This window comes from Dysosmobacter sp. Sow4_B12, assembly GCF_052116665.1.
GTDB lineage: Bacteria > Bacillota > Clostridia > Oscillospirales > Oscillospiraceae > Oscillibacter.
Map to the genome: position 1 here is coordinate 1 of NZ_JBQKKR010000001.1, position 25,121 is coordinate 25,121.

A 25,121-nucleotide genomic window follows, 5' to 3' on the forward strand; every position below is an offset into this window, starting at 1 on the left:
GGTAACACGGATAACGCAGTTGGTGCTGATTAGGACGAGGGTCCACCCGTTCCCATTCCGAACACGGTAGTTAAGCTCGTTTCTGCCCACAATACTTGGCTGGTGACGGCCCGGGAAGATAGGTAGCGCCAACACTGAGCGACAGTCTCGCGACTGTCGCTCTTTTTTGTTGCCCTTTTGTAAAGAATTTCGGCTGCTTAACAATTAATATGGAGCAAAAGAAAGGGGGAGAGAGCTATGGCCTACTCGAAAAACAGTACCTTACGGCCACCAATCCAACGCAGTTGGCTTCGTTTGCGGTTGGGAAAGGTCTATTATACGGGAAAGCGGTATCTATTGTGGTGTTCTCCCAAATTCCATTGGGCTAAGGAGCGCAGGACGGAGCGATTGCCCTGTATTCACTTTTCCCATGCCACGCCGCTGCTGCGGAAGCTGCGGGGAGAGGATATGGTGCTCCAGCAAAATAAGGTCACGAATCTGAAGCTGGCGGCTTCACGTTTGGACGGCATCATCCTCCATCCCGGAGAGACCTTCAGCTATTGGCGGCTCATTGGGAAGCCTACCCGTCGGAAAGGCTATCAAGAGGGGATGGTGCTGTTTTTGGGCCATATTGGCAGCGATGTGGGTGGCGGGCTTTGCCAGCTTTCCAACCTTATTTTTTGGATGACACTGCACACGTCTTTGACGATAGTGGAGCGTTACCGCCATTCCCATGATGTTTTTCCAGATTCCACCCGTACGCAGCCCTTTGGCAGCGGCGCTACCTGCGCCTATCCTCACCGGGATTTGATGATCCGCAATGACACGGACCAGGACTTTCAGCTGTGCCTTCGGGTGGGTGAAACGCATTTAGAGGGGGAGTGGCGGGCCGTGACAGCGCCGGTATGCCGATACGAGATTGTGGAACGGGACGCCCGGATAGACCAGGCCTCCTGGGGCGGATATATACGCCACAACGTATTGTTCCGTCTAATCTATAACCTGTCAGACCAGCTGTTGGAGGAACAGTTTTTGTTTACGAACGATGCTATTATGATGTACAGCCCACTGCTGCCGGAAAAATAAAAAAACGCAGTTAACGTACCTTGGATATCTATTCTATACATAGATATCCAAGGTATTATTTTCCGGTAGTTGGAGGCGCATTTTGAGGACCATGTGAGGGATGTGGGGTGGCTTGGTTATGTCCCTCAGCTGGTCCGGAAGTGTGCAATGGAAACCCCGGGAGCTCCAGTGGGATCTGTGGAGCATGTGAACACAGCGGGGGTAGAGATTTTTGGCAGCTCCACGATGTCCAGGATACGCTTTAAGTGCCGGGAGAGCTGCTTTACCTTCCGTATACAGAATCCGGCAGGAGCTTTTCAGAGACAGAGACCGGCAGGATTCGGAAATATTACTGTATTACAAAAAAGGACAAATTCACGGAAAAGGTTAAAGCTGTGGTTTGCGGCACAGCACTGGTCTGATATGGTTTGAATGTCGCGGCGGTGTGTGTTATAATTGGACATATCAGTCCTTGCTGAAAAAGGAGCGAATGTCCCATGCGTTATGGAACTGTCATCCCTGGCCGCTTTCTGACCCGCCCCAACCGTTTTATCGCTCTTGTGGAGACAGCGGAGGGGGTACAGACCGTTCACGTGAAAAATACCGGCCGCTGCCGGGAACTGCTGGTCCCTGGCGCCACTGTCTATCTGGAACAGGGTACAAATCCCGGCCGCAAGACGGCATATGACTTGATCGCTGTGGAAAAGGGAGACCTGCTCATCAATATGGACGCCCAGGCCCCCAATAAGGTCTTTGCTGAATGGGTAAAACAAGGGAGCTTTTTACCGGATGTGACGGCGGTACGGCCAGAGTTCCGGTATGGGGATTCCCGCTTGGATTTTTGCCTGGAAACAGCTGCGGGATCGCATTTGGTGGAGGTAAAGGGTGTGACGCTGGAGGATGGCGGTGCTGCCCGTTTTCCGGACGCGCCCACGGAGCGAGGTGTCAAACACATCCGGGAGCTGCAAAAGGCGGCGAAGGCTGGCCTTGACACCACCTTGTTCTTTGTGGTACAATTTCGAAACGCCGTTTCTGTATCGCCCAATAACGACACACACCCCGCTTTCGGCGCGGCACTGCGGGAGGCTGCGGCCTGCGGCGTAAACGTTTGCGCTTATGACTGCCTGGTGACGCCGGATAGTCTTTCCATCCGCCGGAAGGTGCCGGTGATTTTGTAAAGAGGAAAAGGAAGTTTGTCATGAGTATTGTGGAGCTGTTTTTGATCGGTGTGGGCCTTTCTATGGACGCCTTTGCCGTGGCTGTCTGCCAGGGCCTTTGCATGCCGAAGCTGAATTTGCGGCAGGGAGGCGTCATTGCCCTGTACTTCGGCGGCTTCCAAGCGCTGATGCCCTTAATCGGCTGGTTTTTGGGCTTCCAGTTTGCCGGTTATATTCAGAGCTTTGACCACTGGGTGGCCTTTGTGCTGTTGGCGCTCATAGGCGGCAACATGGTCCGGGAGGCGCTGTCCCCCGAAGAGGAAGAGACCTCCTGCGCGGTGAACAGCAAGCTGAATCACAAGAAGCTTTTCATGATGGCGGTAGCCACCAGCATCGATGCGCTGGCCATCGGTGTGGCGTTTGCGTTTATGGATGTCTTGATTCTTCCTGCGGTCTCTCTCATCGGCTGCACGACCTTCTGCTTGTCTTTAGTGGGTGTTGTGGTGGGCAACTTCTTCGGCTCACGGTATAAAAAACGGGCGGAGCTCACCGGCGGCATTATTTTGATCCTGCTGGGTGTGAAGATCTTGCTGGAGCACCTGGGTATTCTCGCCTAACGTACATCACGATAAAAGCCCCCGGGCCAAAAGGCCCGGGGGCTTTGCGCGCTATGAACCTCAGCAGCAGGAAGAGGAATTGCAGCCGCAGTTGTTGCCGCAGCCACCCCAGTTGCCATTGCCGCAGCAGCACCAAATGATGATGAGCAGAATGATGATCCAGCAGCAGTTGCCGCCGCCCCAACCATTGTTACACATATCGTAGCCTCCTATGAAGACGTAGACCGGAAGCGGTCTCAGTTCATCCTATGCGGAGGTCTGACAAAGGTGACTACTATATTCGGCCAGAGGAAACCAATCGGTCAGCTTCCCGGGATTCGGCAGAGGTAAACACCCCCCGGTCCAGCAGCACGTCCCGCAGAGTTTGGCCGCCTAGGGCCATCTGGGTATCCAGGGCGTAATAGGAGACATAGACCAAATCCGCCCGGAGGAAGATTCCGTTCTTTAGGGCGGTGTATTCACCTACGGTAATAACGCCGCTGGCCAGCGCCCGTTCCAGAGCGTCAGATACGGTCTTGTTGTCGGAGGAGCTGTATCCCATGGCCCGAAGCACGAACTCCATGTACTGGTTGGCGGGAATGGCTTGACTAGGCCGGAATGTATTGGCGGAGTATCCGTTGGTGTATCCCTTGGCATAAGCATAGCCCACGTATTTGTCCGCCTGTGTGCCCTTGGTGATGTCGGTGAAGGGGTGGGTCCCGGTATAGGCAAGGGCTGCATCCTCTTCGCCCAAAACACGGATGAACATGATGAGGGCCTGCAACCGAGTGGGAGCGGCCTCTAGGTCATATCCCTGGCCGTAGCCGGTGAAGCTGCCTTTAAACAGGTGCATGGTTTTCAGGGCGTAGGCGATCGCATTGTAGTCCACCGTATCGGAATAGCTGAAAGCATAGCTCCCCTGGTAGTCCACAACAGCGGTCTTGGAAGTGATCTGGAAAAGAGCGCTGGTGTCCTCCGCTACCATGTAGCGGTGGTTCAGAGCCAGAGCGGTGCCGGTGGTGACAGCGGTGCCAGTGGTCACATCTACCACTGTGCCAAAGGGGAAAGAGACCTCTGCCTTCCCAGCCAGCACCATAACGCTGGTGCCGGTGGTGCCCAGCAGAACATCCTGGGCCTTCAAGCGGGTCTCTGTCCAGGTCCTGGCAATGGAGGTATCCGGTAAAGAGGTATCGCCTCCTAAAATAGTGGTATCGGAAACATCCAGCTTTTCCTCCACCTTCTGGTCCACCTGCTTGGTAAAGACCTCCGTTAGATAGGACAGGGAGATTAGAGGATCGCCGGCATCACCGGCAGCCAGAGCGGTGACCATCAGCACAGAGGCCAGAAGACAGGCGGTAATGAGAATAACCCTTTTTTTCATATAGGAAATCGAAATCCTTTCCGGTGGACGGCGGGTCAGCGGTTGGCAATGCGGTAGCTGAGGGTGAGCAGGCTGTCAGCAAAGTGGATGTTCTCAAATTTCACATCCGGGGAGGGGGAGGACAGCTCCACATTGGTGAAGTTCCAAAAGCCCCGGACACCCAGGTCGATGAGCCGGTTGGCAGTGTCTTGGGCTACAGACTGGGGGATGGTCAAGACCACCACATCCACGCTGTGCTCCCGGATGAAGCTGTCCAAATCGCTCATGGAGTAGATGGGCACGCCATTGACGGAAGTGCCGATAACAGCGGGGGAGACATCAAAAGCGGCGTCCACGGTAAAGCCAGTGTGGGAAAAGGGGAAGTTTTGCAGCAGGGCATGGCCCAGATTGCCAACGCCGATCATGACCAAGTGGTGGTTATTATCTACGCCCAGAATATGTCCGATCTCAGCTCGCAGCTCCTCCACGTTATAGCCGTAGCCCTGTTGGCCGAATTCGCCGAAGCAGCTGAAGTCTTGACGAATCTGAGAGGCGGTGATATTCATTTCCTGTCCCAGGGAATGGGAGGAGATGCGGACCACGCCACGGTTGCACAGATCGGTCAGCTGTCGGTAATATCGGGGAAGTCGCCGGATGACGGCGTCAGAGATGTTCTCTTTTTTCAAAAAAATTCACTCCTGTTTTAAGGATTCGTTAAAATATTCGCAAATATAGTTTATCGCAAAATAGTGAACTTGTCAAATTTTTTAACAATCTTTTTCGGAAAAAATTTTTATATTAGGGGTTTACAGAACGCCAAAATCTTGCTATACTACCATAGTACGTGAGGGGAATACATCTTATGGGTATGCGCCCGTGGCGCAGTTGGATAGCGCGTCAGACTCCGACGTTTCAGGTCCTATCCGCAGCGAACCGGCGCAACCCCTTGCAATCAGTGGCTTCCAGCCAACGCAGAGGAAAATATCTTCCACCGTTGACTACTATTTGACCACTATTTTGAAAAATAGCACTTCCCCACAAGTTCATACCGTTTTGATACGCGCCCGTGGCGCAGTTGGATAGCGCGTCAGACTCCGACTCTGAAGGCCGCTGGTTCGAATCCAGTCGGGCGTACCAGTAAAAGGCACTTGCGAAAGTAAGTGCCTTTTGTTTTAATTTAGGCAAAGGAGGTTTCGCCATGGCTCTTGAGAATAAACTGGGACTCACATCCTCTGCTGATCTCGCCCGTGAAGAAGAGCGAATCAGCAAAAAGAAAGCTGTCGAGCTTTTTGAGAAGGGTCTGCTGAATCAGCTGGAGGCCGGAACCTTCTCCTCCCTGCAAGCCATCCACAAGTACCTCTTTGAGGAGATTTACGACTTTGCCGGCGAACTCCGCACAGTTAACATCGCCAAGGGCAACTTCCGTTTTGCTCCGGTGATGTACCTGGAAGCGGCGCTTGCGAATATTGAAAAGATGCCGCAGTCCACTTTTGATGAGATCATTGAGAAGTATGTGGAGATGAACATCGCCCACCCCTTCCGCGAAGGCAACGGGCGCAGCACACGCATCTGGCTGGATCTGCTGCTGAAAGCCGAGTTGCACCAGGTGGTAGACTGGAGCCGCGTGGATAAGGAGGACTATCTGCTGGCCATGGAACGCAGTCCTATCCGGGATACAGAAATCAAGCACATCCTGAAAAATGCACTTACAGACGAAATTGACAGCCGTGAAGTGTATATGAAAGGTATTGACCACAGCTACTACTATGAGGGTTATGCGATCTTCAAGGCCGAGGAACTGTGATTGATCCAATTTTAAGTCTATGAAAACTCCCTTGTAGAACGATCATCATCTACAAGGGAGTTTTCTGTGGCTTTTTGTACTGCAATTTCACTTTGTAGCACAATTCTATCCTTATCAGATTTCCAGTCCCTTCTGCAACACCTCGCTTGCCGCTTTCTTGTTCTTATCGAACGCATGGGTATAGCTTTGTTTATCCTGATAATTTTATAATGAGCAAGGATGAATACGAAAACGAAGTCGGTCTATACGACGAGAATGGAGAAAAAACTTTCCATGAGAACAACATAACCAATCCGCGATTTCATTCCGTCTGGTGTAGTATGATGTATTCAAGACTGATGTTGGCAAGAAACCTTCTAACAGATGATGGTGTAATTTTTATAAGCATCGGTCAGTCAGAACTTGAAAACCTCACGGCAATTTGCAACGAAGTTTTCGGAGCATCGAATAGATGTGGCATAATATCTCGTGTTATGAAGAGCGGTGGTGCAAAAGGGCGGTTCTTTTCTCCTAACATGGAATATATTCTGGTTTATGGCAGAGATTTAACAAAAACAGGTAATTTTAGAGAGCCAATCTCAGATGAAATAATAAATAAACTATATACTTCTGTTGAAACCATTGGTGAAAAGAAGGGAGAACGATACAGGCCATTTGGTCTATACCAATCCTCACTGGATGCAAGGCCAAATCAGCGATATTTTATTGAGTGTCCTGATGGGAGTTTCGTTATACCTCCTGGAGAGACGATGCCTCGTATTCCAAGAGATGGAGAGATGGTCATTCCGCATTTGAATGACGGTTGCTGGAGATGGAGCAGAGATCGCTATTTAGAAGAAAAGGAAAAAGGAAATATTGCATTTAAAGAATCCGACGGCGTTTTAATTAATGCTGATGGAACACCCGCTAAATGGAATGTCTATACAAAAATTTGGCTTTCTGACCGTCAGGAAGAGGGCATGGTACCTGTAGATTTAATATCTAAATGGGAAAACAGAGCCAGTTCAAAAGAACTCCAAGAACTGTCTATCCCATTTGATTTTGCAAAACCTGTGGAATTAATTGGTTATTTGATTAGTATTGTTAACCTCACAGAAGATGCAATAATTATGGACTTCTTTTCCGGCTCTGCCACCACCGCCCATGCTGTCATGCAGCTCAATGCCGAGGACGGCGGGCACCGCAAATTCATCATGGTACAGCTGCCAGAGCCCTGCGATGAAAAATCCGAAGCATTCAAAGCCGGCTACAAAAATATCTGCGAAATCGGCAAAGAGCGTATCCGCCGGGCAGGTGATAAAATCAAAGCCGAGCATCCTGACGATGACCTGGACATCGGCTTCCGGGTATTCCAGGTGGACGAGAGCAACATGAAGGATGTCTATTATCACCCCGAAGAGTTGACACAGCTCACCATCGGTGAAACAGTAAGCAATATCAAGGATGACCGCACGGACCTGGACCTGCTCTACGCCTGCCTGCTGGACAGGGGAGTGGAGATCAGCCTACCCCATACTGCCGAGACCGTGGATGGCTATATAGTGCATAATGTAGACACCGGTGCCCTCATGGCCTGCTTTAACGAACACGTTCCCACTACCGTGGTGGAGCATATGGCGAAGCAGCAGCCGCTCCGTGCCATCTTCCGGGACAGCGCCTTTGCCACCGATGCGGACAAGATCAATGTCACTGAAATCTTCAAAAATCTCTCCCCGGACACGAAGGTGAAGGTGATCTGATGAAACTCCAATTCAAACATCAGCCCTTCCAGGCAGAGGCTGCCGCGGCAGTCTGTGATGTGTTCAACGGCCAACCTTACCGTACCACCACCTATCGCCTGGACCTGGGCGATATGACCAATGTCCAGACAAATCTGGATATGAGCGACACCGGCTTCCGCAACCATCCCCTGGTACCGGAGCTGACCAACTCCCATATCCTGAAAAATATGCAAACAGTCCAGCGGCGTAATGGCCTGAAGGCCTCTGAAGCTCTGGCGGGACCGGGCATCAACCTGTCCATTGAGATGGAGACCGGCACTGGAAAAACCTATACATACGTCAAGACCATGTACGAGCTGAATCAGCGCTACGGCTGGAGCAAGTTCATCATCGTGGTGCCGTCGGTTGCTATCCGGGAAGGCGTCTACAAATCCCTTCAGACCACCCAGGAACACTTTGCCGGGGAATACGGCAAGAAAATCCGCTTTTTTATCTACTCATCTGACCGGCTCACCGAGGTGGACCGCTTTGCCTCAGACAGTGCCATCAATGTCATGATCATCAATATGCAGGCGTTCAATTCCAGCAAAAACCAACGAATCATTGACAAAAAGCTGGACACCTTCCGCAGCCGCAAGCCCATCGACATCATTGCAAGAACAAATCCCATTCTGATCATCGATGAGCCGCAAAGCGTGGAAGGTAAACAGACCAAGGAGAGCCTGAAAAAGTTCTGCCCCCTGTTCACTCTGCGCTACTCCGCCACCCACAAGGAAAAATATGACATGGTGTACCGCTTGGATGCCATGGACGCCTACAACCAGCATTTGGTGAAGAAAATCGCCGCACTGGGTGTCACCCTTACCGGCTCCACTGCCACCAATGGGTATGTGTATCTGGAGGGCATCGACCTCTATAAAAACAAAGCCCCGACTGCCCGCATTGGATTTGAAGTCAAGGGAGCAATCGGGACGCGGACTGTTGTAAAAAAGCTGGGGCGAGAGGCCAACCTGCTGGATGAGTCCAACGGCTTGGAGGAATATGATGACCGCTATATTATCACCAATATCGATGGTCGGGACAACTCTGTCACTTTCCTGAACGGATTGAAGCTCTACGCCGGACAAATTCAGGGCAACGAACAAATGACTGCTCTCCAGCGGAGAGTCCAGATTCGGGAGACTATTCGCACCCACATTCAGCGTGAGCGGGAACTGTATCCAAAAGGCATCAAGGTCCTGAGCCTGTTTTTCATCGATGAGGTGGCAAAATACCGCCTGTACGACGGCGACAACGACGATGGCCGCAACGGTGAGTATGCCAAAATGTTTGAGGAGGAATATGCCAGCGTGGTGGGTTCTCTCCAGCGTGAGATTGGCGACGAGGCATACCTCAAATACCTGGATAAAATTGATGTCCACAAAACCCACCAGGGCTATTTCTCCATTGACAAGAAGAAGGGCAAAAAGGCACGGTTTGTAGAGAGTAAAATTGACCGGAAAACCCAGACCTCTGATGATGCTGATGCTTATGATCTGATCATGAAAGACAAAGAGCGTCTGCTTAGTCTGGACGAGCCGGTACGGTTTATCTTCTCTCACTCCGCCCTCCGTGAGGGCTGGGACAACCCTAACGTATTCCAAATCTGTACATTGAAGCCACAGAGCGACTCCGAAATTCGCAGTCGTCAAGAGATTGGCCGCGGCCTTCGGCTATGCGTCAACCAGCAAGGCGAGCGTATGGACGAAAGCATGCTGGGCAGTGAAGTGCAAGAGCTGAACAAACTGACCCTCATCACCGATATGGAATTCGGAAAGTTTGCAGAAGCGCTGCAGGCAGGTCTGGCAGAGTCTCTGGCGGATCGGCCCAAAAAGGTGGACGAGCAGCTATTTTTGCACCAGGTACTTACCAACGCCAATGGAGATTCCATCAAGGTCACGCCGGAATTGGCTGGGGCGATCTACGAGGACCTGATCAGCAACGGCTATGTAAAACGGGGTGAACTGACCGAAAAGTATTATGCGGATAAGGCCAGCGGCACCGTCCAAGTGGCAGAAGAAGTCAAAGACTGTGCAACTTCCATCGTGAATATTCTCTCTTCCATCTATGACAAGCACTCGATACCGACAGAAGATGCCCACGGGAACAATGTGGATGCTAAAATAGACCCAGAAAAGCTGAAAAAGAAGGAGTTTCTGGAGCTTTGGGAGCGAATCAACCACAAATCCTTCTATACGGTTCACTTTGACAAGCAGGAGTTGATTGACAACTCCATTCGGGAAATCGACGCCAAACTGGATGTCACTCGAATTACTGTGAAAACCGAGTACGGCGAACAGACTTCCCATATGGAATCCAGAGAACAGTTGGAACAGGGAGATGGATTCCACAAGACCCGCACCAATCAGGAAACTGCAAAGCATGCGCCGCTTGGCAGTGTTCGGTATGATTTGGTTGGAAAACTGGTTGAAGAAACCGGCTTGACCCGTGCTACTATTGCTGCCATTCTGCAAGGCATTTCTCCGCAGAAATTCTCCATGTTCCGTTTGAACCCGGAGGAGTTTATTCTCAAATCCGCTAAGCTGATAAGCAATCAAAAGGCGACCCAGATCATCGAGCATATCACTTATAACAAGTTGGACACTGCCTATGATACCGGTATCTTTACCAGTGCGAATCTCCGTGGTAAACTGGGTATGAACGCAATGGAAGCAAATCGGAGCTTGTACAGCCACATCATCTATGATTCTGACAATGAAAAGAGATTTGCCAGTGAACTGGACATCAACGACAAGGTTGCCGTCTATACAAAGCTTCCGAGTAGTTTCTTCATCTCTACGCCTGTTGGGAAATATAATCCAGACTGGGCAATCGCCTTTAACGAAGGCTCTGTGAAGCATATTTGCTTTATTGCAGAAACGAAGGGCAACACTGATAGTCTGGAGCTAAGAGGCGTAGAGCTGGCAAAAATTGAGTGCGCAAAGGCCCATTTTGCGGCCATCAGCAACGAGAGTGTAACGTATGATGTTGTGGACAGCTTTGAAAAACTGATGAATCTGGTCTCTTGATATTGGACTGCATTGTTTTCAGAAGGAGTGAAGGCTCTATGTCAACATTCAGGTGCCCAAACTGCGGAAGCCCTGCCACCGTTACAGGAATCCAATGGCAGTGCGGCTGGTGCGGAAATTTTGGTTCTGTAAAAAGTGCGCCAGCCAAAATAACGCTGCGACTGAAAGTCACATTTGACGGTCCGGATCAGGAAGTTTCCTCCCGGGAGGATTCTGCGGAGATGGATCGCCTTTTGAAGGAATTTCCAGAAGCGTTTTGCGATTGGCCAGAAGAAAAACGGACGGATGGCTATATCGAAGACCTTCTCCAGGATACCTACCCCGATCAACCGGAACTGGCGATCCGTATGTGGAGGATGGTTCTGGATGACGCTGGGGAGGAACTGCAGGCATCGGGTACGGCTGAGTTTCTGCTTGACGAGTACATGGAATCCGTCTGGAAAGAGGGCCTTGATTTTCCGGCAAGCCTGGAACCGATTCTGGATGAGCTGTACGATCCCCGTTTTGAGCAGCAGGTTTTCCAAAGCGCCTATATTGGGGAACCCCATGAAGCAATTCTATTTGCCTGCAAGGAACTGCACCGGGATGCACAGGCGGAGGAACTGTTCGCTCTGATAGAGCCATATTTGCAGAGGGGAACAGCGTATGATAAAACGCTCCGCCAAATTATGGAGGAACTTCGAAAAGCATCGGCTCCATCAGAAAAAGACAATGTCCCTCCCAAAACTGCGGAAACCGAAAAAGTGTTGGCGGATGATGGGACGGTCTACCGCTACTGTACGGTCAGAATCGAAGGCAGCACGCGTGTCTATTCCTACCTGACCGGACAGCTTCCCGTTAAGATAGACGACTGGGTGGAGGTTCCCTTTGGGGCCAAAAACGTTCTTTGCCGGGGGCAAGTAACTTCCGTATTCGACTGCACCCGCCTAACAGCTCCCTGGCCGCCAGAAAAGACAAAGGAGATTCTTCGGGTTGATGTTCCTGATGGCGCAGGTCCTCCCTCTACTACGGGATCGTAATGATAAACACTAACAATACTGCTGAAAACAGCAGAACCGGGGCAATACCCCGGTCCTGCTAAACTTCGTTTTTTAGAATTGTAAGTTTGTGATCCAGCCTTTATTGATTTTAATCAATATGCAGAATATTAGAATCATCTGACTATTTCAAAATATTAGCAGAAAGAAGGCTCACGTATGAATATAGATAGCGATGCTATTATTTCTGGAGCCGAAGCAAATCAAAGCTTTTCCCATATGACACGCATTGCCGAGGAGAAAGGCAGTGCTGTTATTTTCAAGAATGATCGTCCCAAATATATGCTGATTGACTTGGATAGCTCCCCCGTCATTGAGATGAGTGACGATGAGAAAATTGATTTTGCCGCGGCCCGCATTCTGGAAAAATATAAGCCGGCATTTCTGGAGTTGGCAAAGTGATAATGCGTCAAAAGGCGAGACATTCAAGAGGCCGCAGAAGTGGGACTCGCTGTTGCGGCGGGACAGATGAAATACGAAGCATTGTTGTCATGGGTCAGGGAGCACAGGATTTGAGAACTCCTGACTACTATTTGACTACTGTTTCGGAAGATACGAAAAAACCCGGGAGCCATTGCGGCGCAATGGCTCCCAGGTTTGCTCCGTTTTTCCTGAATATTTGTGCAAAACTACTGGAACCCCTGGGACATCAGCGTTCCAACGTTGACGGCCTGATAACTCCGACTCTGAAGGCCGCTGGTTCGAATCCAGTCGGGCGTACCAAACAAAAAAAGCTTTGAAACCATTGAGTTTCAAAGCTTTTTTTGTTGGCGCTTTAGCGGCAATAAAACCCCCAGTTGAACTGGGGGTGGAAAAAATACTTTAGTATATGCGAGAGAAACCTCCTGTGATACTCTAATGCTGGTCTGGCAACCACAAAAGAAAACACAGGAGGTTTGTCATGCAAGATGACTTAAAAAGCTTATCACATAGTAAATGGAGGTGCAAGTATCACATCGTATTTGCACCGAAATACCGTGTAGGATTACAATACATCTTGGACAAGTGAATAAAAAGGATGAAGGATAGGGCCTTATCGGTTAAAGTTGAGTTACCACACAACAACTTGACGAAAGGGGGCCATATCCTTCATGAGCAAGAGTATAACACAGGACATGGCGTACAGGCAATCCCTGATGAAATACGCGGCGAAATACGACGTCAGCCGTGCCAGCCGGAAATATAACAAAAGCCGGTCGTATATCTACTTCTGGCAGGGCCGTTGGGACGGCAGTGTGGAGTCCCTGGCCTGCCAATCCCGACGGCCGCATAGTCATCACCCAAGCCAGCACACTGAGGCAGAATTGAAGCTGATCCGAGATATGCGCCGCCGCAATCCCACGTTGGGCATGGTGGAGTTGTGGCACCGTTTGAGACTGCGTGGTTACGCCCGTCGTCCGGAAAGCTTGTTCCGGGTCATGCGGAAATTGGGGCTGTTTCCCGGCGAAAAGCAAAAAAGCTCTTACAAGCCAAAGCCCTACGAACAGATGACCTATCCCGGCCAGCGGGTCCAGGTGGATGTGAAAGTCGTTCCGCAACGTTGTATCACAGACCCTGAGCTGCGCTTGTTCCAGTACACTGCCATTGACGAGTTTACCCGTCTGCGCTTTCTGGCGGCTTATCCGGAGCAATCTACCTACTCCTCTGCTGATTTCCTGAAAAAGCTGGCGAAGTGGTATGCCCGCCGAGTCATTCGGGTGGAGTGCGTCCAAACGGATAACGGCTTCGAATTTACCAACCGCTTCTCCAACAGCAAGCGGAATCTGCCTACGTTATTTGAAGCAACGGCAAGAGAACTTGGCATCCGACACAAGCTCATCCGGCCTTACACGCCGCGACATAACGGCAAAGTAGAGCGCAGCCACCGGGAAGGCCAGAAACACTTCTATTCTTCCCACTGCTTTTATTCCCTTGCAGACTTTGATAAGCAGCTTTCTGTCCATAATCGTCGTTCCAACAACTTTCCAATGAGGCCTCTCCACTGGCTATCTCCTGTCGAGTTCTCTGTCCAATATGTTTGACAATCCTACACACATCGTATTTGCACCGAAATACCGTCGGCAAATTGTATATGGAAAGATAAAAGCCGATGTGGGGAAAAATATTGAGAGAATTAAGTGAGCGAAAAGGGGTGGAGATACTGGGGGCGGAATGCTGTCCGGATCATATCCACATGCTTGTGGCAATCCCGCCGCACCTGAGTGTAGCTCAGTATATGGGATACCTCAAGAGTAAAAGCAGTCTGATGATATTTGATCGGCACGCGAATTTGAAATATAAATATGGGAACAGGCATTTCTGGTGCAGAGGCTATTACGTCGATACAGTAGGAAAGTACGAAGGGGCAATCAAAGAGTACATCCGGAATCAATTACAGGAAGATATCGCAAATGACCAGATCAGCCTAAAAGAATTTGTAGACTCGTTTACGGGTGAGCCGGTGAAACAGGGCAAATAATGGCAGCCCCCGAGTAGGGGGCTGCCAGAGATCATTTTGTGGTTGTCAGACTATTCTGTGCCCCCTTAAGGGGGCGGCCACAAGAGATAGGCCCTTATAGGGCTTGTTCAAACCACCGGTTCAACCGGTGGTTTTGATTGTGCTTCCGGCTGATAAAAGTAGGGGCCCAGGCCCGCCTCGTGGGGATGGGCGTAGGTCCAGGTGAAGTCCTTGTCCACCAGATACCAGTCCACACCCTCCGGCAGCTTTGCGATATCCTCCCATGCCATGGCCCGCACCCGGGGCAGGGCCGCCGGCGGGCACTCACAGAAGAACTGCCAGCAATCCTCTTGAGGCAGCGCCTCACGGGCGGCGTCACCCTCCAGGCAGGGCACCAGCTTCCAGGAGAACAGGTGCCAGAGGTAGTTGCCCTCCGCCAGAACGTGCTTTCCCAGGTCCGCCTCGGAGACGCCGTCAGCGAAGGCGTCCAGCCAGCGCTCCTTTACCACCTTTACGTTGGTGGGGAATGGCTCGTCCCAGGGCACCATGGTGGCAACCAGCCGGTTGATGGGCTGGCCCAGCTCATAGAACTTGGCCTCGTAATCCGTCATGACGCCGACAGGACCGTTGGCGTGAAGGTCACGGGTGACCTCCGACAGGGTGAAGCCGAACTGGGGGATCTCCTCCACAGAGAATTCGAATAAAGGCTGATTGTCTGTTTTGAAATGGATCTGGCCTCCCATCTTCAACACCTGGCGGTACAGCTTCAAGAAGTTGCCGTGGGTCAAGCGGCGCTTGGCGTGGCGGTTGCCGGGCCAGGGATCGGAGAAATTCAGATAAATACGGTCGATCTCGCCGGGGGCGAAGAAGCAGGGCAGCTGGTCGGCGTTGGCGTCCACAAAATAGACGTTGGTGAGGCCGGCGTTCACGCACCGCTCCATAGCCACCACCATGGCGTCGGGCACCATCTCCACGGCAATGAACAGCACATCCTTTTCCGCGGCGGCGGTGCCGGCGGTGAAGCGGCCCTTGCCGCAGCCCAGCTCCAGCCGGATCTCCCGGGCTTCCGGCATCAGCTGGCGCCACTTGCCGGCCATGGTGTAGGGGTCCCGGATGAGGAAGTCGCCGCAGCGTTCCATCCGGGGCACCAGATTTTTCTTTTTCCGCATGCGCATAGGAAGATCCTCCTGGATGATTTTTTCGTAAAATCCACAATACCTTGTGGGTGCGGTCCCATTTTAACACAGGAAAACGCCCCTGTAAATGGTGAACAGGAGGAGAAGTGACAGCCGCGGAAAGACAGTTATGTTAAGAGCTTAACAAAATTGTATAAATTTTAACGAGTATTTTGTACGAAGTGTAAAAAAGTGAAAAACCGTGGGAAAACATACATTTTCCACTTGATAAATTTCTGACACACCCCTATAATAAAGATTGTGAGTAAATTGGCAAACTAGGGATTTGCTCTGTTTTCCCCCGCAGATGTCGATCGTAAAAACCGAACAAAGAATTGAAATAACAGGAGGAAAAATCATGAAAGTTGCAGTTTTTGGCGCCGGTACTATGGGCAGCGGTATCGCTCAGGTCTTCGCCGCGAAGGGCCACACCGCTCTGATGTATGCAAGCTCCGTCGCTTCCGCGCAGAAGCATAAGGATAAGCTGGCTGCGTCTCTTGCCAAGCGTGTGGCGAAGGGCAAGATGACCCAGGAGGCTGTGGACGCTCTGCTGGCCAACATCCTGGTGGAGGAGAAGTCCGCCTGCGCCGACGCCGATCTGATCATCGAGTGCGTCAAGGAAGATATGGCCACCAAGAAGGTCCTGCTGAACGAGCTGGATGAGCTGTGCAAGCCCGAGGCTATCTTCGCCTCCAACACCTCTTCTCTGTCTATCACCGAGATGGGCAACGGCTTGAAGCATCCCGTCATCGGCATGCACTTCTTCAACCCCGTTCCCAGCATGAAGCTGGTGGAGATCATCCGCGGTGCCAACACCACCCAGGAGACCTTCGACTTCGTTTATAAGCTGTCTCAGGAGATCGGCAAGGATCCTGTCGAGGTGGCTGAGGCTCCCGGTTTCGTCGTCAACAAGATCTTGATCCCCATGATCAACGAGGCTATCGGCCTGGTGGAGACCGGCGTTGCTTCCGTGGCTGACATCGACAAGGCCATGATGCTGGGCGCCAACCATCCCATGGGCCCCTTGGCTCTGGGCGACTTCATCGGCCTGGATGTGTGCCTGGCCATCATGGAGACCCTGTACAACGAGACCGGCGACTCCAAGTATCGTCCTGCCCTGCTGCTGAAGAAGATGGTCCGCGGTGGTCTGCTGGGCCGTAAGTCCGGCAAGGGCTTCTACGATTATTCCAAGTAAACCACATAGAAAAGGAGTAAAAGGTATGGATTTTCATCTGACAAATGAGCAGCTGATGCTCCGTAAGATGTACCGCGAATTCGCCGAGAACGAAGTCAAGCCCCTGGCCGAGGAGATCGACGAAGAAGAGCGCTTCCCCATGGAGACCGTGGAGAAGATGGCGAAGCTGGGCATGATGGGTATTTATTTCCCCAAGGAGTACGGCGGCGCCGGCGGCGACGTTCTGTCCTACGCCATGTGCGTGGAGGAGCTGGCCAAGGTCTGCGGCACCACCGCTGTTATCGTCTCCGCCCACACCTCCCTGTGCTGCGCTCCCATTTTTGAGAACGGCACCGAGGAGCAGAAGCGCAAGTACCTGCCCGACCTGCTGAGCGGCCGCAAGATCGGCGCTTTCGGTCTGACCGAGCCCAACGCCGGTACTGACGCCTCCGGCCAGCAGACCACCGCTGTTCTGGAAGGCGACCACTACGTCCTGAACGGCTCCAAGTGCTTCATCACCAACGGCAATGTGGCCGACACCTTCGTGGTGTTCGCCATGACCGACAAGTCCAAGGGCAACCACGGCATCTCCGCCTTCATCGTCGAGAAGAGCTTCCCCGGCTTCTCCACCGGCAAGCACGAGAAGAAGATGGGCATCCGCGGCTCCTCCACCTGCGATCTGATCTTTGAGGACTGCATCGTTCCCAAGGAGAACCTGCTGGGCAAGGAAGGCAAGGGCTTCAAGATCGCCATGCAGACCCTGGACGGCGGCCGTATCGGCATCGCCGCGCAGGCTCTGGGCCTGGGCGAGGGCGCTGTGAACGAGGCGATCAAGTACACCCAGGAGCGCGTCCAGTTCGGCCGCCGTTTGAGCCAGTTCCAGAACACCCAGTTCCAGCTGGCCGACATGCACACCCGCATGCAGGCTGCCCAGTACCTGGTCTACGCCGCTGCCTGCAAGAAGCAGCTGCATGAGGACTATTCCATGGACGCCTCCATGGCCAAGCTGTTTGCCGCTGAGGCCGCTTCCGATGTGACCCGCCGTGCCGTCCAGCTGTTCGGCGGCTATGGCTACACCCGTGAGTATCCCGTGGAGCGCATGATGCGCGACGCCAAGATCACCGAGATCTACGAGGGCACTTCCGAGGTTCAGCGCATGGTCATTTCCAGCCGTCTGGGCGTGAAGTAAGAAATAGGAGGTAACGATTCACATGAAGATCATTGTTTCTATTAAGCAGGTTCCCGATACCTCCGGCAAGGTCGCCGTCAATCCCGATGGTACCCTGAACCGCGCTTCCATGCAGACCATCACCAACCCCGATGACATGAACGCCCTGGAGGCCGCCCTGAAGATCAAGGACGCCACCGACTGCAAGGTCATCGTTGTCACCATGGGTCCTCCTCCCGCGGCCGGCATGCTGCGTGAGGCCCTGGCCATGGGCGCTGATGAGGCCGTTCTGGTCTCCGCCCGTGAGTTCGGCGGCTCTGATACTTACGCCACCTCCCAGGTTCTGGCTGCTGCCATCAGCACCATCGGCATCGAGGAGGACGACATTGTTCTCTGCGGCCGCCAGGCCATCGACGGTGATACCGCCCAGGTTGGTCCCCAGATCGCCGAGAAGCTGAACCTGCCCCAGATCACCTATGCCGCCGACATTACTGTCGAGGGCAAGAACGTGACCGTCAAGCGCATGCTGGAGGATGGCTACATGACCATCAAGACCCAGACTCCCTGCCTGGTCACCTGCATCAAGGAGCTGAACCAGCCCCGTTACATGAGCGTTTCCGGCGTGTTCGAGGCTTACAGCAAGCCCCTGGCCACCTACAATTATGAGACCCTCAAGGATCATCCCCTGATCGATGCCACCACCATCGGCCTGAAGGGCTCTCCCACCAACATCTTCAAGAGCTTCACGCCTCCCCAGAAGGGCGCCGGCATGATGCTGGAGGGCGACGGCAAGGAGACCTGCGAGAAGCTGGTGGGCATTCTGACCGCCAAGCACATCATCTGAGAAAGGGGATAAAGAACTATGTCTAATTTCAACAGTGCTGATATCGCTGCTTTCAAGGATGTATGGGTGTTCTGTGAGCAGCGCGAGGGCAAGCTGATGCCCACTGACCTGGAGCTGATCTCCAAGGGCCGCGACCTGGCCAACGAGCTGGGTGTGGACCTGTGCGGCCTGCTGCTGGGCGGCGAGGGCATCGAGTCCGTCGCCAAGGAGCTGGGCGGCTACGGCGCCGACAAGGTCTATGTCTGCGAGAGCCCCCTGCTGAGCGTTTACAACACCGATGCCTATGCCAAGGTCATCTGCGACGTCATCGAGGACTTGAAGCCCGAGGCGTTCTTGATCGGCGCCACCAACATCGGCCGTGACCTGGGCCCCCGCTGCGCGGCCCGTCTGCACACCGGCCTGTGCGCTGACTGCACCCACCTGGACGTGGATGTGCCCAACTACATCCAGTTCCTGCGTGAGTCCTCCACCCTGGACGTGGACGCCCAGAAGTGGGATATGGAGGACCGGAACCTGAAGATGACCCGTCCCGCTTTCGGCGGTCATCTGATGGCCACCATCATCTGCCCCCGCTTCCGTCCCTGCATGGCCACCGTGCGTCCGGGCGTTATGAAGAAGAACGCCTTCGACCAGGCCAAGGCTGACGCCTGCCAGATCGTGAAGCCCGCTTTCGAGCTGAGCGAGGCTGACCTCAAGACCGAGGTCGTGGAGGTCGTGAAGGCCGCCAAGAAGCTGGTGGACTTGATCGGCGCCGACTACATCGTGTCCGTCGGCCGCGGCATCAGCAAGGATGTCGAGGGCGGCATCAAGCTGGCCGAGGAACTGGCTGCCGAGCTGGGCGGCGTTGTGGGCGGCTCCCGTGCCACCATCGACTCCGGCTGGCTGTCCGCCGACCACCAGGTTGGCCAGACCGGCAAGACCGTGCATCCCAAGGTGTATGTGGCTCTGGGCATCTCCGGCGCCATCCAGCACAAGGCCGGCATGCAGGATTCCGAGTGCATCATCGCGGTGAACAAGAACGAGACCGCTCCCATCTTCGAAATCGCCGACTACGGCATCTGCGGCGACCTGTTCAAGGTCACCCCGCTGCTGATCGAGGCTGTCCGCGCCGCCAAGGCTGCGAAGTAAGATCCCTTTACAGCGATTGAAAAGAGGGCCATCCGAAAGGATGGCCCTCTTTTTTCACAAAAAAGCAGACAGGCCGGAAGGCCTGTCTGCTTTTGATTACAGAAACTTTTTCAGATTGCCCACGACACCGGATATGTCGTCCAGAGAGAGTTTGGCGCTCACACCGGCCACGATCTTTTCCACCGCGTCGTCCGGCAGATCTACGCCCAGCAGCTTCTCAACAGCCTTGATAGGGTCTTTTTTGAACTGAGCCTGGAGGGACTTGTCCTTTTGAATTTTCCCAACGATGCTTTCAATCTGTTCTTTGATATCCATGGATTGCTCCTGTTATTCAGCCCTTACCACAGGGGCGTCCACGGCGTTTTTCTTCACGGATTCGATGCCATTCATGCAGCTGGCGATGGCTTTGTAGCCCTCACTGACGGCGATGATCTGACCGTTGGTGGCTTTTAGACGGAAGCGGAACTCTCCGGCCTTGTCGGTGTAGACCTCAAACTTGGGGTGCTTCTCCACGGTGTAACCTTCCACCGTCTGGTTTTCCACCGCGGCTGCCGGCGCGTTTTTCTGTACGCTGGCGATACCGGCCCGGCAGGATTTTTCACTGGAATAGACTTCCGAGGTGGCAATGACCTCACCGTTGCCGGCCTTCAAATCAAATTTGATGCCCGTTTTGGTTTCCCGAATTACAAATTTTCCCATGCTGCAGCCCTCCTGTATAAAAATATGCCTGTGCGTTTTCCATATTGTATAATACATGGAGAGATACTGCAAGGAAATTTGTATATTTTTTGGAGTTTTCGTCGAACTTTTTTGAATCCGCTCTTAAAAAACATAGACGCTTCTTTCGTCTGTATGATACAATATAGCCAATATCACAGCAAATAGGAAGGAGACCGATTATGTACTTACAAGATCAGCATAAAATCTGGCTGGCAACGGGGGAGACCCCCATTTATCTGGAACCCTCCATGGCAAACCGCCACGGGCTGATCGCCGGCGCTACCGGCACCGGCAAGACGGTCACACTAAAGGTGGCGGCAGAGTCTTTCAGTGATATGGGCGTTCCTGTTTTTTTGGCGGACATCAAAGGTGACCTCAGCGGCATGTGCCAGCCAGGAAAGGAAAACAAGCACATCCGCCGCAGCATTGACACCATGGGCTTGACAGACTTTGATTATACCGCGTATCCAGTCCGGTTTTTCGATGTGTATGGCCGGCAGGGCCATCCTGTCCGCACCACCATCTCCGAGATGGGTCCGGAGCTTTTAAGCCGCCTGCTGGGCTTGAATGAGACCCAGAGCGGTGTTTTGCGGATCGTGTTCCGCATTGCCGACGACAAGGGACTGCTGCTCATCGACTTGAAGGACCTGCGGAGCATGGTGCAGTACGTAGGCGACAACGCCAAAGAGTACAAGCTGACCTACGGCAATATTTCCAGTCAGTCTGTGGGCGCCATCCAGCGGGCCCTGCTGTCCCTGGAGGATGAGGGCGGCGATATTTTCTTCGGAGAGCCTGCACTGGACATCGCTGACTGGATGGACTGGGACGAGGACGGCCGGGGCGTCATGAACATCCTGGAGTGCCAGGAGCTGTTCCAGCACCCACTGCTGTACGCCACATTCCTGCTGTGGATGCTGTCGGAGCTGTATGAGCTGCTGCCGGAGGCCGGAGATCTGGACAAGCCCAAGCTGGCGTTCTTCTTTGACGAGGCCCACCTCCTGTTCAAGGACGCGCCCAAGGCCCTGGTGGAAAAGGTGGAGCAGGTGGTCCGGCTTATCCGGTCCAAGGGCGTCAGCATCTGGTTCATCACCCAGAACCCCTCCGACCTGCCGGACAGTGTTTTGGGTCAGATCGGCAACCGGGTGCAGCACGCCCTGCGGGCCTATACGCCCAACGATCAGAAGGCGCTGCGTTCCGCCGCCAAGAGCTTCCGGGCGAATCCGGCCTTTGACACGGAGGAGGCCCTGCAGGCTCTGGGCGTGGGCGAGGCGCTGGTATCCGTGCTGGATGAAAAGGGTGTTCCCTCCATTGTGGAGCGCGCCAATATTCTGCCGCCCCGCAGCTCCATGAGCGCCGCTGAGGAAAGTAAGATCCAGGCCGCCGTCAACAGCAGTCTTCTCCGGGACAAGTACACCCAGACTGAGGACCGCCGCTCCGCCTATGAGGTGCTGGAGGAGGCCCGCCAGCAGGAGACCGCCCGGGAGGAAGAGGAGGCCCGGCAGGCCGCGTGGGAGAAAGAGCAAGCCGCTAAGCAGGCTGCCTGGGAGAAAGAACAAGCCGCCCGCCAGCGGACTGCCCGCCAAAGCGCGCCCCGCCGCCCCGCGGCCACCAGCCGTGCCCGCACCACCACCAGCCGCCGGCGGCAGGACCCTCTGGAAAAGGCCATCAATTCCGCTGCCAACACCGTTGGCCGGGAGTTGGGCAAGCAGATCGTCCGGGGCCTGTTCGGGAACTTTAAACGCTGACAGACGCAAAAATGCCGCCGGCAAAACCGGCGGCATTTTTTAAAGCTTTGTCAAGACTGTTGCGGCACAGTCTGCTGTAAATACCGCCAGGGCGGTCCAGAATGCCACTGACCGCACAGACGGAGACAATCGCCCCACCAGGCGTTCAAACAGCGGCTGTATAACGTACAAAAACAGCACTCCGCCCAGACCAAAGCGGATAGAGGGAGACAGGGCGATGCGGCCCTGGAAGTTAACGGTATAGTTGGTGTAAGTTTGCCAGGGCCAGGCGCCGGTGAGTGCCTCCAGCACATAGCTGGTGGCAAGCTCAATGGCGGTAGCCACTGCCATGCAGCCCAGGAACATGAGAAGCGGCATTACCCACCGCAGCCAGCGTGGCTCCCGCTTATGTATCAAGCGGCCAAAGCACAGGAGAAATACCATGGCGCCCACGCCGTATACAGGGCAGTATGGACCAAACAGAACCCCCCGGTCCGAGTAGCCCCAGCGGTAGATAACCACCTCTAAAAACACCTCGTACAGCCATCCTAAGATCGCATACAGGAGAAAATAGAGAAAATACGATTGGATATTCCGCTTCATGAAAGATCTCCCTTCTAAGCATGCCTTTATAATTATAGACGGATCGGGCGGCGGAAAAGTGGCGGAGAACTTTTCATACTTCCTGGGAAAAAGGGCGGAACAGGTGACAAACCTCCTAAACCGTGGTATAATCTCCCTCGAATCGTGCAACAAACAGGGAGGACCCTATGGAAAACTACTTCGACATCACCATGACCGACGACCAGCTGCGCACCATCAGCTCCATCGGTCTGGCCCATATGGGCGACGCGGTGTTTGAGATATTGGTGCGCACCTGGCTGTGCGCCCATGGAAAGGCCACTGGGAAAGGTCTTCACCAGGCCACCATCGCCCTGGTCCGGGCGGAGAGCCAGGCGGAAATGGCGGGGCGTATTCTGCCCCTTTTGACAGAGGAAGAAGCGGCGGTATTCCGCCGGGGCCGCAACGCCCAGGTCCATTCGGTGCCGCCCCACGCCAGCCGGGCCCAGTACGGAGAGGCCACGGCGCTGGAGGCCCTGCTTGGTTGGCTGTGGCTGAAGGGGCGGAAGGACCGGATCAACGAACTTTTTTGCACTATGATGGAGGAATGACCCATGCCCCTGGACGCGGTATGTTTACAAGCTATTTTGGAAGAGCTGCGGCCCCGGCTGCTGGGATTGCGGATCGACAAGGTCCAGCAGCCCGCCCGGGACCAGGTGGTCCTGCTGCTGCGGGGCAATCAGAGGCTGCTGCTGAACGCGGGAGCAAACGCGCCCCGTATCCAGCTGACCGGCATCATCCGGGACAACCCTGCGGAGCCTCCCATGTTCTGTATGCTGCTGCGTAAGCATCTGGTGGGTGCCCGGGTGGCGGACATGGTGCAGCCGCCTCTGGAGCGTCTGGTGCGTCTGGAGCTGGACATCACCGATGACTTCGGCCAGCCCGGCAGGCGGACCCTGGTGCTGGAGGCCATGGGCCGCCGCTCCAACCTCATTCTTCTGGACGGTGAGGGGCGCATCATCGATTGCCTGCGCCGGGTGGACGCGGACATGTCCGCTGCCCGCCAAGTGTTGCCGGGGCTCTATTATGAGCCGCCCGCTTCCACGGGCCGCCTGCCTGTGACAGAGGAAACAGAGGAGGGCTTTCGGGCAAAGCTGGCCGCGGCCAACCCGGAGCGGCAGCTGGATGCCTTCCTGCTGGACAGCTATTTCGGAGTATCTCCCATCATTGCCCGGGAGCTGGCCTTCCGCGCGGCCGGGGACACGGACCGCCGCATGTTTGAGCTCACCTCCCGGGAAGAGGATACCCTGTGGGCGCAGCTGCAAGGATTTATCAGTGCAATCAAGGAAAATAACTTTACACCTATATGCCTCCGGCAGGAGGGAAAGCCCGTGGATTTTTCCTACCTTCCCATTACCCAGTACGGCACCGCCGTGGACACGGAGCGGTATGGGAGCTTTTGCCAGCTGCTGGATGACTTCTATGAGGCAAGAGAGCGAATGGAACGGACCCGCCAGCGGGGGGCGGACCTTATCCGCAGTGCCACCACTGCCCGGGACCGTCTGCGGCGGAAGCTGGCGCTGCAGGAAAAGGACTACGCCGCCACCCAGAACCGGGACCAGCTGCGCATCAGCGGCGACCTTATTACCGCCAACCTCTATCGCATGGAGCGGGGGCAGACAAAGCTGGTGTGCGAGAATTACTACGACGAGAATTGCGCGGAGATCACCATCCAGCTGGACCCACTCCTAACGCCCCAGCAGAACGCCGCCAAGTATTATAAGCGCTATACCAAGGCCAAAACGGCGGAAAAATACCTGCGGGAGCAAATGGACATTGCCCGCCGGGACCTGGAGTATCTGGAGAGTATTCTGGAGGAGATCGCCGAGGCGGAAACGGAACAGGACTTTCTGGATATCCGCAGCGAAATGCGGGATGCCGGCTTCCTGCGGCGGCAGGGCAAGGGCAAAAAGGAACCCAAACGGGTCACAAAGCCCCGGGAGTTCCGTACTACCAGCGGCCTGCGGGTATTGGTGGGCCGCAACAACCGCCAGAATGACAAGCTGACCATGAAGGATGCGGACCACAGGGACCTCTGGTTCCATACCCAGAAGATCCACGGCTCCCATGTGATCTTATGCACCGGCGGTATGGAAGTGGATGACGATACCATTGTGGAGGCCGCCAAGATCGCCGCCTGGTACTCCCAGGCCCGGACCAGCGGCAACATTCCCGTGGACTATACCCAGGTGAAACATGTAAAAAAACCCTCCGGTGCCCGGCCCGGTATGGTGGTCTACCACACCTGCCAGACAGTGAATGTGACGCCGGAGGAAGGGCTGATCAAGCGCTTGTTCGTGAAATAAAACTGGTTTGCGGCATTCAGCGGAAAAAAGGCAGGCA

General features: G+C 54.1%; 23 protein-coding genes, 1 tRNA gene, 1 rRNA gene and 2 pseudogenes. 20 read left to right on the forward strand and 7 right to left on the reverse strand.

Translation table 11 applies throughout. The annotated features are described in order from the left end of the window. The first annotated feature begins 18 nt into the window (after positions 1-18). From rrf to ACTQ4R_RS00020, 4 genes are all read left to right on the forward strand, one after another. A 5S ribosomal RNA gene (gene rrf / locus ACTQ4R_RS00005) occupies positions 19-134 on the forward strand. 253 nt (positions 135-387) lie between these two features. Continuing rightward, the gene (locus tag ACTQ4R_RS00010; protein ID WP_441624672.1) at positions 388-1,065 is read left to right on the forward strand and encodes a VanW family protein; all 678 of its coding nucleotides are present in this window, start codon (positions 388-390) and stop codon (positions 1,063-1,065) included. Positions 1,066-1,541: 476 nt separating this feature from the next. Continuing rightward, positions 1,542-2,222 carry a DNA/RNA nuclease SfsA gene (gene sfsA, locus ACTQ4R_RS00015; protein WP_441624673.1) on the forward strand — a complete coding sequence of 227 codons (681 nt, stop codon included), beginning with the start codon at positions 1,542-1,544 and terminating at the stop codon, positions 2,220-2,222. Between the two features lie 20 nt (positions 2,223-2,242). Further along, on the forward strand, positions 2,243-2,818 hold the full coding sequence (locus tag ACTQ4R_RS00020) for a manganese efflux pump MntP (protein ID WP_441624674.1): 576 nt from the start codon (positions 2,243-2,245) through the stop codon (positions 2,816-2,818). Between the two features lie 60 nt (positions 2,819-2,878). Here the strand turns inward: ACTQ4R_RS00020 and ACTQ4R_RS00025 are convergent, their stop codons facing one another. The 3 genes from ACTQ4R_RS00025 to ACTQ4R_RS00035 all read right to left on the reverse strand — a co-directional run bounded on the left by ACTQ4R_RS00025 (position 2,879) and on the right by ACTQ4R_RS00035 (position 4,843). Beyond that, positions 2,879-3,016, reverse strand: coding sequence for a hypothetical protein (locus ACTQ4R_RS00025; protein WP_441624675.1), 138 nt, complete (start codon positions 3,014-3,016; stop codon positions 2,879-2,881). A 76-nt stretch (positions 3,017-3,092) separates the two neighbouring features. Then, the gene (locus tag ACTQ4R_RS00030; protein WP_441624676.1) at positions 3,093-4,178 is read right to left on the reverse strand and encodes an S-layer homology domain-containing protein; all 1,086 of its coding nucleotides are present in this window, start codon (positions 4,176-4,178) and stop codon (positions 3,093-3,095) included. Positions 4,179-4,213: 35 nt separating this feature from the next. Continuing rightward, on the reverse strand, positions 4,214-4,843 hold the full coding sequence (locus tag ACTQ4R_RS00035; RefSeq protein ID WP_441624677.1) for a redox-sensing transcriptional repressor Rex: 630 nt from the start codon (positions 4,841-4,843) through the stop codon (positions 4,214-4,216). A gap of 374 nt (positions 4,844-5,217) precedes the next feature. On the opposite strand from ACTQ4R_RS00035, the gene ACTQ4R_RS00040 reads away from it, so the two are divergent. The 9 genes and pseudogenes from ACTQ4R_RS00040 (at position 5,218) to tnpA (ending at position 14,245) form a co-directional block, all read left to right on the forward strand. Further along, positions 5,218-5,294: transfer RNA gene (locus tag ACTQ4R_RS00040), tRNA-Arg, on the forward strand. A gap of 61 nt (positions 5,295-5,355) precedes the next feature. Continuing rightward, positions 5,356-5,961, forward strand: a complete 606-nt coding sequence (gene fic, locus ACTQ4R_RS00045) for a protein adenylyltransferase Fic (protein ID WP_325299595.1) — start codon at positions 5,356-5,358, stop codon at positions 5,959-5,961. 209 nt (positions 5,962-6,170) lie between these two features. Continuing rightward, on the forward strand, positions 6,171-7,700 hold the full coding sequence (locus tag ACTQ4R_RS00050; RefSeq protein ID WP_441624678.1) for a site-specific DNA-methyltransferase: 1,530 nt from the start codon (positions 6,171-6,173) through the stop codon (positions 7,698-7,700). Beyond that, positions 7,700-10,750, forward strand: coding sequence for a type III restriction-modification system endonuclease (locus ACTQ4R_RS00055; protein ID WP_441624679.1), 3,051 nt, complete (start codon positions 7,700-7,702; stop codon positions 10,748-10,750). Before ACTQ4R_RS00050 ends, ACTQ4R_RS00055 begins: the two co-directional genes overlap by 1 nt. A gap of 38 nt (positions 10,751-10,788) precedes the next feature. After that, on the forward strand, positions 10,789-11,769 hold the full coding sequence (locus ACTQ4R_RS00060; RefSeq protein ID WP_441624680.1) for a hypothetical protein: 981 nt from the start codon (positions 10,789-10,791) through the stop codon (positions 11,767-11,769). Positions 11,770-11,946: 177 nt separating this feature from the next. After that, positions 11,947-12,189, forward strand: coding sequence for a type II toxin-antitoxin system Phd/YefM family antitoxin (locus tag ACTQ4R_RS00065; RefSeq protein WP_441624681.1), 243 nt, complete (start codon positions 11,947-11,949; stop codon positions 12,187-12,189). Positions 12,190-12,688: 499 nt separating this feature from the next. Beyond that, a pseudogene (locus tag ACTQ4R_RS00070) lies at positions 12,689-12,781 on the forward strand (IS200/IS605 family transposase); the annotation flags it as partial. Positions 12,782-12,878: 97 nt separating this feature from the next. After that, positions 12,879-13,808, forward strand: coding sequence for a DDE-type integrase/transposase/recombinase (locus ACTQ4R_RS00075; RefSeq protein WP_441624682.1), 930 nt, complete (start codon positions 12,879-12,881; stop codon positions 13,806-13,808). Next, a pseudogene (gene tnpA / locus ACTQ4R_RS00080) lies at positions 13,801-14,245 on the forward strand (IS200/IS605 family transposase). The gene ACTQ4R_RS00075 and the pseudogene tnpA overlap by 8 nt, the downstream one beginning before the upstream one ends. Positions 14,246-14,352: 107 nt before the next feature. On the opposite strand, the gene trmB reads toward tnpA, so the two are convergent. Further along, on the reverse strand, positions 14,353-15,399 hold the full coding sequence (trmB, locus tag ACTQ4R_RS00085; protein WP_441624683.1) for a tRNA (guanosine(46)-N7)-methyltransferase TrmB: 1,047 nt from the start codon (positions 15,397-15,399) through the stop codon (positions 14,353-14,355). A 355-nt stretch (positions 15,400-15,754) separates the two neighbouring features. On the opposite strand from trmB, the gene ACTQ4R_RS00090 reads away from it, so the two are divergent. Genes ACTQ4R_RS00090 through acrA form a run of 4 tightly spaced genes read left to right on the forward strand, consistent with a single transcriptional unit; the run spans position 15,755 to position 19,713 of the window. Then, positions 15,755-16,594, forward strand: a complete 840-nt coding sequence (locus ACTQ4R_RS00090; RefSeq protein ID WP_441625978.1) for a 3-hydroxyacyl-CoA dehydrogenase family protein — start codon at positions 15,755-15,757, stop codon at positions 16,592-16,594. A 25-nt stretch (positions 16,595-16,619) separates the two neighbouring features. Beyond that, complete coding sequence (locus ACTQ4R_RS00095) at positions 16,620-17,762, forward strand: acyl-CoA dehydrogenase (protein ID WP_441624684.1); 1,143 nt, start codon at positions 16,620-16,622, stop codon at positions 17,760-17,762. A 22-nt stretch (positions 17,763-17,784) separates the two neighbouring features. Then, positions 17,785-18,585 carry an acryloyl-CoA reductase electron transfer subunit gamma gene (gene acrB / locus ACTQ4R_RS00100; protein ID WP_441624685.1) on the forward strand — a complete coding sequence of 267 codons (801 nt, stop codon included), beginning with the start codon at positions 17,785-17,787 and terminating at the stop codon, positions 18,583-18,585. A gap of 18 nt (positions 18,586-18,603) precedes the next feature. Then, positions 18,604-19,713, forward strand: a complete 1,110-nt coding sequence (acrA, locus tag ACTQ4R_RS00105; RefSeq protein ID WP_418725446.1) for an acryloyl-CoA reductase electron transfer subunit beta — start codon at positions 18,604-18,606, stop codon at positions 19,711-19,713. Between the two features lie 96 nt (positions 19,714-19,809). Here the strand turns inward: acrA and ACTQ4R_RS00110 are convergent, their stop codons facing one another. Continuing rightward, positions 19,810-20,028: a hypothetical protein gene (locus ACTQ4R_RS00110; RefSeq protein ID WP_441624686.1), complete on the reverse strand. Its 219-nt coding sequence runs from the start codon at positions 20,026-20,028 to the stop codon at positions 19,810-19,812. 12 nt (positions 20,029-20,040) lie between these two features. Continuing rightward, positions 20,041-20,412, reverse strand: a complete 372-nt coding sequence (locus ACTQ4R_RS00115; protein WP_441624687.1) for a YegP family protein — start codon at positions 20,410-20,412, stop codon at positions 20,041-20,043. Between the two features lie 200 nt (positions 20,413-20,612). Here ACTQ4R_RS00115 and ACTQ4R_RS00120 point away from each other — a divergent pair, with 200 nt between their 5' ends. Then, positions 20,613-22,178, forward strand: a complete 1,566-nt coding sequence (locus ACTQ4R_RS00120) for a helicase HerA-like domain-containing protein (RefSeq protein ID WP_441624688.1) — start codon at positions 20,613-20,615, stop codon at positions 22,176-22,178. Positions 22,179-22,217: 39 nt separating this feature from the next. On the opposite strand, the gene ACTQ4R_RS00125 is transcribed toward ACTQ4R_RS00120, so the two are convergent. Further along, positions 22,218-22,760, reverse strand: a complete 543-nt coding sequence (locus ACTQ4R_RS00125) for a putative ABC transporter permease (RefSeq protein WP_441624689.1) — start codon at positions 22,758-22,760, stop codon at positions 22,218-22,220. Between the two features lie 167 nt (positions 22,761-22,927). Here ACTQ4R_RS00125 and ACTQ4R_RS00130 point away from each other — a divergent pair, with 167 nt between their 5' ends. Further along, positions 22,928-23,329: a Mini-ribonuclease 3 gene (locus ACTQ4R_RS00130; protein WP_441624690.1), complete on the forward strand. Its 402-nt coding sequence runs from the start codon at positions 22,928-22,930 to the stop codon at positions 23,327-23,329. 3 nt (positions 23,330-23,332) lie between these two features. Then, positions 23,333-25,084 (forward strand): Rqc2 family fibronectin-binding protein, encoded by a 1,752-nt coding sequence (locus ACTQ4R_RS00135; RefSeq protein ID WP_441624691.1) that lies wholly within the window; start codon positions 23,333-23,335, stop codon positions 25,082-25,084. Positions 25,085-25,121: the final 37 nt, after the last annotated feature.